Origin of the sequence: Methylobacterium thuringiense, from assembly GCF_022179645.1 — a bacterium.
GTDB lineage: Bacteria > Pseudomonadota > Alphaproteobacteria > Rhizobiales > Beijerinckiaceae > Methylobacterium > Methylobacterium thuringiense.
In genome coordinates this window covers 63,669-75,595 of the sequence record NZ_BPRA01000009.1, presented here as the reverse complement: position 1 = coordinate 75,595, position 11,927 = coordinate 63,669, and the positions used below count along the sequence as shown (strand labels likewise).

The window sequence follows — 11,927 nt, the reverse complement described above, 5'->3', positions numbered from 1 at the left end:
CCAGATCACCGCATCTCGTCCGGCGCGGTGACACCCAGAACCGCAAGACCGGAGGCGAGGACGCCGCCGAGAGCCTCCACGAGGGCCAATCGGGCCCGGGTGGACTTTCGGTCGGTTGGATTAACAATCCGTAATTGCGGCAAGTCTTTGCCCTTATTCCAAAAACTGTGGAGAGAGCTGGCCGTTTCGTAGAGATGGAAGGCAATTCGGTGTGGTTCGTGGGCAACGGCCGCCGATTCCAGCACCCGCGGGTACTGCGCGATCAGCCGCATCATCTCGATCTCCCCCGGATCGGTCAGGATCGACAGGTCCGAATCGCGCGCCAGCGACGGCTTCGAGAAATCCTCGCCGGGCATCGCCTCGAGCGCCTGCCGCTTCACGGAAAAGCAGCGGGCATGGCCGTACTGCACGTAGAAGACGGGATTGTCCTTCGAGCGCTCGACGACCTTGGCGAGGTCGAAGTCGAGGGTCGCGTCGTTCTTCCGGTAGAGCATCATGAAGCGGATCGCGTCGCGTCCGACCTCGTCGATGACCTCGCGCAGCGTCACGAACTCGCCGGAGCGCTTCGACATCTTCACCGGCTCGCCCGCGCGCAACAGCCGCACCAGCTGACACAACTTCACGTCGAGCACGGCCCGACCGTCGCTGACGGCCTTCACCGCCGCCTGCATGCGCTTGACGTAGCCGCCGTGGTCGGCGCCGAGCACGTCGATCAGGTCCGAGGCGCCGGCCAGCCACTTTTCGCGGTGATAGGCGATGTCGGAGGCGAAGTAGGTGAAGCCGCCGTCGGATTTGAGCAGCGGCCTGTCGACGTCGTCGCCGAACTGCGTCGCGCGAAACAGCGTCTGCTCGCGATCCTCCCAATCCTCGGGCACCTGTCCCTTCGGCGGCGGCAGCCGGCCCTCGTAGACGAGGCCCTTTTCGCGCAGGACGGCGATCAGCTCGGCGACCTTACCGCCGTCTGCGCCCTGCAGCGTGCGCTCGGAGAAGAACACGTCGTGCCGGATGCCGATGGCGGCGAGATCCGCGCGGATCATCGCCATCATCGCCTGGATGGCGGTTTCGCGGACGATCGGCAGCCACTCGAGCTCGGGCTTGTCGAGGAGGTCGCGGCCGTGCTCGTGGCTGAGCAGGAGGCCGACGGGCTTGAGGTAGTCGCCCGGATACAGGCCCTCGGGGATCGTGCCGATGTCCTCGCCCAGCGCCTCGCGGTAGCGCAGGTAGGCGGAGCGGGCGAGTACGTCGACCTGCGCGCCGGCATCGTTGATGTAGTATTCGCGCGTGACCTCCCGGCCGGCCGCGACGAGCAGGTTCGCCAGGGCATCGCCGAAGACGGCGCCGCGCCCGTGGCCGACATGCATCGGCCCGGTCGGGTTGGCCGAGACGTACTCGATGTTCACAGCCCCGCCCGGCAGCCTGGCGCGGCCGAAGGATTCGTCCGAGAGCGCGGCGCGCACCACGTCCTGGAAGACGTCCGGGACGAGGCGCAGGTTGATGAAGCCTGGGCCGGCGACGCTTGCCTCGACGACCCGTGGATCCTTGCGCAGCTCGACCGCCAGCGCCTCGCCGAGCGCCTTCGGATTGGCCTTGGCCTCCTTCGCCAGCACCAGCGCGGCATTGGTGGCGAGATCGCCGTGCGACGGATCGCGCGGCGGCTCGACCACCACGCGGGAGAGGTCGAGGCCGTCGGGCAGATCGCCGGACCGGACGAGCGATTCGAGGGCCTCGCGCACGCGCGCCTCGAACTGAGCGAAGATGTTCATGAGCCGATGATTGTCCGCTGGCGCGGCCGCATCGCGGCGGCCGCCTGTCTCAGCGCGGCGGCATAGCAACGCGCGCGGGGGGTGTCACGGCGCCACCTCGCGAACGCAGGGTCGTCGTGGTTCGCGATCGGACGATGACCTCGGACCCGCGGCCGGACAGCCCGCCGTCACAGGAAATCCGGTTTCCGTGGCCGCGTCGGCCGGCCGAGCCCGATCCAGCGCAGGGGCCGCGTGAGCCGCCAGCTCACGGAGGCGGCCGTCGAATCGTGGAAGGCGAGGCTCCAGCGGAGCAATTCGTCGTAGCGGCTCCTGGCGCCCTGTCGCTCGCGCTCCGCGTTCGCATGTGCTGCGAGCGCCGCGTCCCGTTCGCCGGCCAGCCGGTCGCGGAGGGCCGAGAGCGAGGCCAGATCCCGGCCGAGCCGGCCATGCTCGCTCTCGATCGCCGCCCGGTCCCGGACGGCCGCATCGCGTTCGCTCCGAAGGGCGTCGGCCTCATGGCGGATTTCCTCGGCCGCGCGCGATGCCGCGTTCGCCTCGTCCCTGAGCCGGTCGCATTCGGCCCGCATCGCGTCGGTTGCCCTGTGCGCGTCCTCGGCGGCGGCGCGCGCCGCATCCCGCTCGATTCCGGATCGATCCCGTTCGCCCTGCAGGCCGTCCGCTTGCCTCCGCGCTTCATCCGCGACCGCCAGCGCCGCGTCCCGCTCGATTGCGGATTGCTCCCGTTCGCCCTGCAGGCCGGCGATCTGCCCACGCGCGTCCTCGACGGCCGCGAGCGCCGCGTCTCTCTCGATTTCGGATCGGTCCCGTTCGTCCTGCAGGCCGGCGATCTGGCCGTGTACGGCCTCGGCGGCGGCGAGCGCCGCGTCCCTGTCGTGCCTCGTCGACAGCAGCACCGAACGCAGGCGCTTGCTGTAGAACTCGTGACGCTCGTGCTCCTCGAAGAGATCGGCCACGATGGTCTCGGTGATCGCGCGTCCGCGCTCGGACGCCATCTTCCCGATGATGGCGTCGCCGACGATCCGGATCTGTTCGAGCATGTCGGCTCGGCAGGGGAAGCTCACCAGCGAGTAGGCGGTCGACGAACGGGCATCCGAGAAATCGACCGGGACGTCCCGTTCCGCGAACGCCCCTTCGATCTCGCCGCGATAGGCCGCGTCGCCGGACAGACGGTTGACGTCGATGACGAGATCGGCCGCGGCGGTCGCGTGCGAATAGAGGTAGATGTGCAGAAACATGAACAGATAGAAGGTGTTCATGTCTGTCGTCGATGGGGTTTCGACGGGATAGATCGAAAGAAGATTCCGGATCATCGGATCGTGTAGGCTGAGACGCGCAGTCTTGGTGATCGTATCCAGAAAATACGCGTTTCCGCAGGTCGCCTGCTCCGTATAGGAGCACCATTGCTGATAGAGGTTGCGGTAGAGCACCACGTGAAGGCCCGGCGCCGCCGCCTTGAGGCCCGCGACCCGGCCCAGGCTGCGGGTTTCCGTCAGAACCGGAACGCGGCCGCGCTGCTCGGCATGGTCGACGAGGGCCCGGACATAGGCGGCCTCCACCTCGGATACCGGACCGCTCGGGCCGGATGGCGGCACGAACCGATCGTAGCTGAGCGACGGATCGAAACCGGCGACGCCGCCCGGATCCTGAATTAGGGATAGGTACTCTAGAAAGTATGGTGCGCCGGGCGGATGCTTGGAGTTCCAGTTTGCCGGTGTAAAAGAGCTTATTCTTTGTTGAGTTAGCGACGCAAGTATTTCATGAAATATTTCGCAATAAGCGATATATTTCTGATTTTTCCGAAAACGCGACCATACATACGTGCTGGACGCCCTGAAGCCAGAATGTATGAATATCATCTTCTGCAACATTCAGTATCATAAAGGCATCAATCTAGAATAGAATACCGCGCTTGATGCTGCGCCCTGGTTGACTGGCTCGCTGCGGCATACACAGAGTATGACTGTTTCTACGCGTTTGAGAAGTTGGAAACGAGTTTTCTATCAGAGAATGAAACTGTAGTGCATCTGCACCGATCAGATGCGTTTTTGACGTCTGTGGATCGTCGGTGTTCGGATGGCAACGGGTGGTTGCTTCGACGAATATCCGGGATTGGATGCGGACGGCGCGGATGGCGGCCGGCGCTGTCCGCGCTTCGCAGGGGATGAGGTCCCGTCTCGGTAGAGTGCCCCATTGAACGCGCGGGATCCTGGCCGCCCAGATGAGGCCGGCTGATCAGTTCTGATCCAGGAGTCCTCGATGAAAGCTATTCTTCTCGCAGGGGCGGCGCTCGCCGCCCTCATCGTCGTGCCGGCGTGCGCCGAGGCGGGCGGGTTCGGTCGAGGCGGCTACGGCCGGGGCGGCTTCGGCGGCCATCACGGCGGCTTCGGTGGCTACCGCGGCGGGTATGGCGGTTATCGCGGAGGCTTCGGCGGCTATCGCCGCGGCGGCTTCGCCGGACGGGGCGGCTTCTATGGCGGGCGCGGCTACGGGCGCGGGCTCGGCTACGGTCTCGCCGGTGCCGGCGTCGGCCTCGGTCTCGGCCTTGCCGCGGGCGCCCTCGGCGGCGGCTACGGCTATGGCGGCGGCTACGAAGGATACGGCTCGTCTTATGGCTACGGCGGCGGGTACGGTGGCTATGCCGCCGCCGGCTATGGCGGCTATCGCAGCTACGTGCCGGCGGTGGGTTATGGCGGGTGCGGCGGCTGCTACAGCTACGTGCCGACCTATTCCTACGCACCCTGCGGCGGTTGCGGCTACTGAAGCCTGCCCGGGGCGGATCCGATCCGCCCCGGCATCCTGTCTCACGGCTCCGCCAGTGGCAGGCCGCGGTCCGACGGGCGCCAGTACAGGCTCGGCGTCGTCGCGAAGAACTTTCCGTGTTCGAGCACCGCGTAGGTGTCCGTCATGCCGGCGATGTAGTCGGCGACGCGCCGGGCCAGCCGCCCCTCCCCCGCGCCGTCGAGGCCTGCCTGCCATTCCGCCGGCATCCGGCGCGGATCGGCGACGAATGCGGCAAACAGGTCGGCGACGATGATGTCGGCCTTCTCCCGCACCGCCATGACGTCGGGATTGCGGTACATCCGCGCGAACAGGAACGCCTTGATCTCGGCATCCGCCGCCGCGATCTTTTCGGAGAAGGCGACCACCGGCGCGTCTGCCGCGCGGATGTCCGCGACGCTTCGCGGATTCAGCGCGGCCAGCCGCCGCTCGCTTTCGACGATCAGGTCCTCGACGAAGCGGGTGATCACCCGCCGCGCCAACTCGTGAATGGTTCGCGAGGCTTCGAGGTTCGGGTAGCGATCCGCGATCTCGTCGAGCAACCCGCGCAAAAAGGGCACGGTCTCCAGGTCGGCGAGCTCGAACAGGCCGGCGCGCAGGCCGTCGTCGAGATCGTGTGAATCGTAGGCGATGTCGTCGGCCAGCGCCGCCGCCTGCGCCTCCGGCCCGGCGAAGCGGGCGAGTTCGAGGTCGTTCAGCGCATTGTATTCGAGGATCGCCGCCGGGATGCCGGCATGGCGGTAGCGCGCAGTCGGGGCACCCGCCCCGTCGAGCAGCGGGCCGTTGTGCTTGACCAGCCCCTCCAGCGTCTCCCAGGTGAGGTTGAGGCCGTCGAACTCGGCATAGCGCCGCTCCAGCCGGGTGACGATGCGCAGCGCCTGGGCGTTGTGGTCGAAGCCGCCATGCTCGGCCATGCAGGCATGCAGCGCGTCCTCGCCGGTATGGCCGAAGCAGGTGTGGCCGAGGTCGTGCGAGAGCGCGAGCGCCTCCGCCAGATCCTCGTCGAGGCCGAGCGCACGGGCCAGCGCCCGGGCGATCTGGCTGACCTCCAGCGTATGCGTCAGGCGCGTACGATAATGGTCGCCCTCGTGATGCACGAAGACCTGCGTCTTGTGCTTCAGGCGCCGGAAGGCCGTGGAGTGGACGATGCGGTCGCGGTCGCGCTGGAAGTCGCTGCGGGTCGGCGAGGACGGCTCTGCGATCAGCCGACCCCGCGTCGCCGCCGGATCGGTGGCATAGGCCGCCCGCCAGCGATCGCCCGCACGCCGCGTCGTCGATGTGTCCTGCGCCACGTCTCGCACTGCTCCTCACCCGCACCGCGTTGCGGTGCGTCGGCCTACCTCATATCTTGTCTGCAGGTCCCGTTCCGGCAATCGCGCGTCGCGCGTGCGGTCACGAGGAAGGAGACCGCACCGTGAAGCCGAGCTCGACCATGGCCGACATCCAACTGACCGCCCGCGCCGCCAAGCGCATCAAGGAGATCATGAGCGCCGAGCCCCCCGGCAGCTCGCTGCGCATCAGCGTCAACGGCGGCGGCTGCTCGGGCTTCTCCTACGCCTTCGATATCGAGCAGACCCGCACCGAGGAGGATCTCGTGATCGAGAAGGACGGCGCCACGGTGCTGCTCGACCCGGTCTCGATCGAGTACATGGGCGGTTCGGTGATCGATTTCGCCAACGACCTGATCGGCCAGTCCTTCAAGATCGAGAACCCGCAGGCGACCTCGTCCTGCGGATGCGGAACGTCCTTCTCGCTCTGAACGCCCGACGCCGGGTTCCGACGAAATCCCGGCATCGTCGCGGGTGCTCTGCCGTGGCTTGGGCGCAATTGCCTGCTCTTGCATTCTGCGGCAGTGCAAGGCGCCCGTGCGAGCGGGCCGCATGCTCCCTGCACCACGATCCCCGCGTTCAGCTTCCCGGACAAGGCCATGATCCCATCCACCGGCCGTAACGGCCTCCGGCGGGCGGTGCTCGCGTCGCTCGGATGCCTCGCCGTGCTGTCCGCGCTGCCGGCGGCGGCTCCGGTCCGGGCCCAGGAGGCGGCCTCAGCGGTACAGGACGTCGCCCTGCAGGACGTCGTCCTGACGATCGGCGGAACGCGCTTCACCGCGCCGAAATTGACGGCGAGCGGCACGCGCCTGTCGAAGGACGACTTCCTCGCGATCTTCAAGGCTGACGGCAAGGAGCCGTGGCCGGCCCGCCTCGCGCGGCTCGATGCGGGCAGCCTCGCCATCCCCGAACTGCGCGTCGAGCAGGCGGTCGGCGGCACCCGGCAGGCCGTTGTCTATCGCGACGTCGTCGCCCGCGGCGTGCATGGCGGGCGCATCGCCGAGCTGACCTCGGCCGGCGCCGCGATCACCGTCGCCGGCGCGTCGGACGGCAAGTCGGCCGGCGGCGACGGCTCCTACGGGAAATTCAGGGCGGAAGACGTCGACCTTGCGGCGATGGCGCGCCTCTCCGGCGAGCCCGGCGACGGCAAGGGCCCACTTCAGCGCCTCTACGCGGCTTTTTCGCTCGAAACCATCGCCTTCACCGACGAGAACGGCACGCGGGTGAGCCTCGCCCGGCTGGCCGGACGCGATTTCGCCGGCCGCCAGGTCCCGGGGACCTGGAACGGCGCGCTCGACGCCTTCAAGGCGCTGGACTTCGACGGCGAGGATGCGGCCGGTCGCGCCAAGGCGGCCGGCAACGCCGCGGACCTGATCGAGGCCGTCTCCATCGGCAGCCTGGAGGCCACCGGCCTGCGCGTGCAGGACACCAAGGGCGACAAGCCCGTCGACCTCGCCATCGGCCGCCTCGCCTACGCGGCGGCCGGCAGCGATGCCGGACTCTCGCTCAGCGACATCAGCTTCGCCGGCACCGGCACCCGCTCGACGATCGCGAAGTTTTCGCTCAGCGGCACCTCCCTGGAGCCGACCGTCGCCACGCTGCGGCGGCTCGCCAAGCCGAACGAGGCCGTGTCGGAAGCGGACATGCGCCGCCTGACGCCGCTGATCGGCACCGTGACGCTCTCGGGGCTCAGCCTCGACGTTCCGACCGAGGCCGAGCCTGCCGCCAAGGAGAGGTCCGCCGGCGGCAGGCGCGCGCCGCCGGCTCCCTCCTCCGACCCCCTCGCCAAGACAGCTCCGGCCTCCGCGGCGGCTCCGCTTCACGTCGGCCTGCGCGACGCAACCATGACCTTCGGGCCGCCGCGGGACGGCGTGCCGACGGCGAGCCGCCTGTCGCTCTCGGGCCTGACCATGCCGTCCTCGGCCGTCGCCGGCCTGCCCGGCCTCGGCTCGCTCGGCCTCTACGGCTACCGCGACATCGACCTGGACGTCGTTGCCGATTCCGCCTGGAACGAGGGCGCCAAGGAACTCGCCCTGCGCGAGGTTTCGGTCTCGGGCAAGGACATGGGGACGCTGCACCTCAACGCGACGCTCGGCGGCATCGGAGCCGATATCTTCGATCCCGATGCCGCCGCGTCGGGGCTCGCCATGCTCTCGGCCACCGCCAAGACGGTCGACCTGAAACTCGAAAACGGCGGGCTCTACGAGCGCTTCATCGACGCCCAGTCGAAGTCGCTGAGCCTCAAGCCGGACGAGCTGCGCAAGGAATACGTCACCGCCTGCCTCGTCGGCATCCCGGTGATTCTCGGCAATTCGCCCGCCGCCAAGACCATAGGCGCGGCCATGGGCAAGTTCGCCGCCAAGCCGGGCACGCTCTCGATCAGCGCCAGGGCGAAGGCCGCGACCGGCCTCGGCATCGCCGATTTCAGCACCGCGGGCAGTCCCGGCGCCGTGCTCGACAAGCTCGAGGTGAACGCCAAGGCGGAGTGAGCGGCGTTCTTGTTACGTGGGCGATACCGGCCCGGTGCTCTCGAACTCGGCGAGATCGCCGACCAGATCGGTGATCGAGATCTCGATGCGCCGGCCGTTCTTGAGGCGCAAGGTCGCGTCGGGCACGAGCCAGACCGGCTTCAGGCTGGCGTGGTTGCCGGCCAGCGTGCCGGACGCGACGATGCTGCCCTCGCGGCGTTCGATCACCACGCGGTAGCGCACGCGAACCGCCTCGACGCCTTCGGTGGAGACGTGGCCGCGCCCGGTCAGGGTCTGCAGGACTTCGTTCGGTTCGAACATGGATGGCGGGCGGCGATCGGGATTATTCGGCAACAACTTTGCCGCTTAATCCCGATCTAGGGTAGTCCCGTCCCGAACACCATGCTCATCGGCCCACAGGCCGCCGTGTTTTCTCGCGCAGGGCGAGAGGTTCCCGGCTCAGGGCAACTCACGCACGATGACGCGGCCGCCCTCGGTGGAGAGCGCGAGCCGGCCCGTCTTGAGCGCGAGCGCTTTCTCGCCGAACAGGGTGCGGCGCCAGCCCTGCAGCACCGGCACGTCCGCCTGGTCGTCGTCGGCGATGGCTTCGAGCTCGTCCACGGTGGCGATGATCTTCGGGGCGATGCCCTCGGCCTCGGCCACGGCCTTGAGCAGAACCTTCAGCAACTCGACCACGGCGGCGTTGCCGCCGCGCGAGCGCCCGCGCTCGGGGAGCTTGATGTCGGCGGTGTCGCGCAAGAAACCGCGCTCGACCGCGGCCAGGATGTCGGTGCCGGTGCGCGAGCGCTCGAAGCCCGTCGGGATCGTGCGAAGCCGGCCCAGCGCCTCGACGCTGCGCGGGGCCGAGGAGGCGATGTCGATCACCGCCTCGTCCTTGAGGATCCGGCCGCGCGGCACGTTGCGGGTCTGCGCCTCCTTCTCGCGCCAGGCCGCGACCTCCATCAGCACGGCGACCTCGCGCGGCTTGCGCATCCGCCCCGAGAGCCGGCGCCAGGCCTGGGCCGGGTCGGCCCGGTAGGTCTCCGGCGAGGTCAGAACGCCCATTTCGTCGTCGAGCCAGGCGCCGCGATCGGTCTCGACGAGCTGGGCGACGAGCAGTTCGTAGACCTTGACGAGATGCGTCACGTCGGAGAGCGCGTAGCTCAGCTGCGCCTCGGAGAGCGGCCGGCGCGACCAGTCGGTGAAGCGCGAGGACTTGTCGATCTTCGCCTTGGCGAGGTCGTTGACGAGCTGCTCGTAGGACACCGAGTCGCCGTAGCCGCAGACCATGGCCGCGACCTGCGTGTCGAAGAACGGATGCGGCAGCAGCTCGCCCATCATCCAGACGATCTCGAGATCCTGGCGGGCCGAGTGGAACACCTTCACCACGCCCTCGTCCGCCATCAGGTCGACGAACGGCTTGAGGTCGAGATCCTTGGCCAGCGGGTCGACCAGCGCCGCGAACCCGTCCGGCGCCGCCATCTGGATCAGGCAGAGCTTCGGATAATAGGTCGTCTCGCGCATGAACTCCGTGTCGACGGTGACGAAGGGCTGCGCGGCGAAGCGGGCACAGGCGTCGGCAAGGTCCGACGTGGTCGAGATCAGGTCCATGCCTTCGGCTATATCGGAGGTTGACGCGCCTTGCGAGGCGAAGGGCGGCATTCCGCCGTGGACGTTTGCCGGAGCGAAACGCCCTCCCCCGAAGCCCGCGCCTTGACTTGCCCGGTCTCGCGTGAATGGTGCCGGCCTCAATCCCATAGAGCCGGCCATGCATCGTTACCGTTCCCACACCTGCGGGGCGCTTCGCCCGTCCGACGTCGGCACGAGCGTCCGCCTGTCCGGCTGGTGCCACCGCATCCGCGACCATGGCGGCGTGCTGTTCGTCGACCTGCGCGACCATTACGGCCTGACGCAGTGTGTGGTCGATTCCGATTCGAAGGCCTTCAAGGCGGTCGACGCCGCCCGCTCGGAATGGGTGATCCGCATCGACGGCCGCGTGCGCACCCGCCCCGCCGGTACCGAGAATTCCGAGCTGCCGACCGGCACGATCGAGGTCTATATCGACGAGGTCGAGGTGCTCGGCCCCGCCGCCGAGCTTCCGCTGCCGGTCTTCGGCGATCAGGAGTACCCGGAGGAGACGCGGCTCGCCTACCGATACCTCGATCTGCGTCGCGAAAAGCTGCACGCCAACATCATGAAGCGTGGGGCGATCATCGACAGCCTGCGCCGTCGCATGCGCGAGGGCGGCTTCTTCGAGTTCCAGACGCCGATCCTCACGGCCTCCTCGCCGGAAGGCGCGCGCGACTTCCTGGTGCCCTCGCGCCTGCATCCCGGCAAGTTCTATGCGCTGCCGCAGGCGCCGCAGCAGTTCAAGCAGCTGACGATGATCGCGGGCTTCGACCGCTATTTCCAGATTGCGCCCTGTTTTCGCGACGAGGATCCGCGGGCGGACCGCCTGCCGGGCGAGTTCTACCAGCTCGACGTCGAGATGAGCTTCGTCACGGAGGAGGACGTCTACGCCGCGATGGAGCCTGTCGTCCGCGACATGTTCGTGGAGTTCGCCGACGGCAAGCCGGTCACCGAGGTGTTCCCGCGCATTCCCTATGCCGAGGCGATGCTCAAATACGGCTCGGACAAGCCGGATCTGCGCAACCCCTTGATCATCGCCGACGTCAGCGACGAATTCGCCCGCGACGAGGTCGAGTTCAAGGCGTTCAAGGGCGTCATCAAGTCCGGCGGCGTGGTGCGGGCGATCCCGGCGACGGGGGCGGCGGGCCAGCCGCGCTCGTTCTTCGACAAGCTGAACGACTGGGCCCGCTCCGAGGGCGCGCCCGGCCTCGGCTACATCGTGTTCGAGGACGAGGGCGGCGAGCTCACCGGCAAGGGCCCGATCGCAAAGTTCATTCCCGCCGCCGTCCAGAAGGCCATCGCCGAGAAGACGGGCGCCAAGGCCGGCGATGCCGTCTTCTTCGCGGCCGGCACCGAGGGCAAGGCGGCGGCGCTCGCCGGCAAGGCCCGTATCCGCATCGGCGACGAACTCGGCCTCGTCGACCGCGAGCGCTTCGCGTTCTGCTGGATCACCGACTTCCCGATGTACGAGTGGAACGAGGACGAGAAGAAGGTCGACTTCTCGCACAACCCCTTCTCGGGGCCGAATGTCAGCCACGAAGACTTCCTGGCGCTCGACCCGGCCGACACCGAGAGCGTGCTGAAGCTCAAGGCCGTGCAGTACGACATGGTCTGCAACGGCTACGAGGTCGCCTCCGGCTCGGTGCGCAACCATCGCCCCGATGCCATGGTGAAGGCCTTCGAGATCGCTGGGTATGGCGAGGCCGAGGTCCATGCCCGCTTCGGCGGCATGTACCGCGCCTTCCAATACGGCGCACCGCCCCATGGCGGCATGGCCGCCGGCATCGACCGGCTGGTGATGCTGCTCGTCGGCGCGATCAACCTGCGCGAGGTGACGCTGTTTCCGATGAACCAGCGCGCCGAGGACCTGCTCCTCGGGGCGCCCTCGGAGGCGACGCCGAAGCAGCTGCGCGAGCTGCACGTTCGGTTGAACCTGCCCGAGAAGAAGGCCTGATCCAGAC

9 protein-coding genes are annotated in these 11,927 nt (G+C 68.2%); 4 read left to right on the top strand and 5 right to left on the bottom strand.

The annotated features are described in order from the left end of the window. Positions 1-5: 5 nt before the first annotated feature. Complete coding sequence (argS, locus tag MFF07_RS10800) at positions 6-1,763, bottom strand: arginine--tRNA ligase (protein WP_147818482.1); 1,758 nt, start codon at positions 1,761-1,763, stop codon at positions 6-8. A 167-nt stretch (positions 1,764-1,930) separates the two neighbouring features. Continuing rightward, on the bottom strand, positions 1,931-3,355 hold the full coding sequence (locus MFF07_RS10795; RefSeq protein ID WP_147818483.1) for a hypothetical protein: 1,425 nt from the start codon (positions 3,353-3,355) through the stop codon (positions 1,931-1,933). 664 nt (positions 3,356-4,019) lie between these two features. On the opposite strand from MFF07_RS10795, the gene MFF07_RS10790 reads away from it, so the two are divergent. Continuing rightward, entirely contained in the window at positions 4,020-4,523 is a 504-nt protein-coding gene (locus MFF07_RS10790) for a hypothetical protein (protein ID WP_147818484.1), read from the top strand. Positions 4,524-4,564: 41 nt separating this feature from the next. On the opposite strand, the gene MFF07_RS10785 is transcribed toward MFF07_RS10790, so the two are convergent. Beyond that, entirely contained in the window at positions 4,565-5,833 is a 1,269-nt protein-coding gene (locus MFF07_RS10785; protein WP_147818485.1) for a deoxyguanosinetriphosphate triphosphohydrolase, read from the bottom strand. A gap of 140 nt (positions 5,834-5,973) precedes the next feature. Between MFF07_RS10785 and erpA the strand changes: the two genes are divergently transcribed. After that, on the top strand, positions 5,974-6,300 hold the full coding sequence (gene erpA / locus MFF07_RS10780; protein WP_147818499.1) for an iron-sulfur cluster insertion protein ErpA: 327 nt from the start codon (positions 5,974-5,976) through the stop codon (positions 6,298-6,300). A gap of 168 nt (positions 6,301-6,468) precedes the next feature. After that, positions 6,469-8,358 carry an aq_1923 C-terminal domain gene (locus MFF07_RS10775; protein ID WP_147818486.1) on the top strand — a complete coding sequence of 630 codons (1,890 nt, stop codon included), beginning with the start codon at positions 6,469-6,471 and terminating at the stop codon, positions 8,356-8,358. Positions 8,359-8,370: 12 nt separating this feature from the next. Here the strand turns inward: MFF07_RS10775 and MFF07_RS10770 are convergent, their stop codons facing one another. Both MFF07_RS10770 and rnd read right to left on the bottom strand, forming a co-directional pair. Then, positions 8,371-8,658 carry a hypothetical protein gene (locus tag MFF07_RS10770; RefSeq protein ID WP_147818487.1) on the bottom strand — a complete coding sequence of 96 codons (288 nt, stop codon included), beginning with the start codon at positions 8,656-8,658 and terminating at the stop codon, positions 8,371-8,373. 138 nt (positions 8,659-8,796) lie between these two features. Continuing rightward, a complete protein-coding gene (gene rnd / locus MFF07_RS10765; RefSeq protein WP_147818488.1) occupies positions 8,797-9,948 on the bottom strand; it encodes a ribonuclease D in 1,152 nt (383 codons plus the stop codon). A 157-nt stretch (positions 9,949-10,105) separates the two neighbouring features. On the opposite strand from rnd, the gene aspS reads away from it, so the two are divergent. Then, complete coding sequence (gene aspS / locus MFF07_RS10760) at positions 10,106-11,920, top strand: aspartate--tRNA ligase (RefSeq protein WP_147818489.1); 1,815 nt, start codon at positions 10,106-10,108, stop codon at positions 11,918-11,920. The last annotated feature ends 7 nt before the right edge of the window (positions 11,921-11,927 follow it).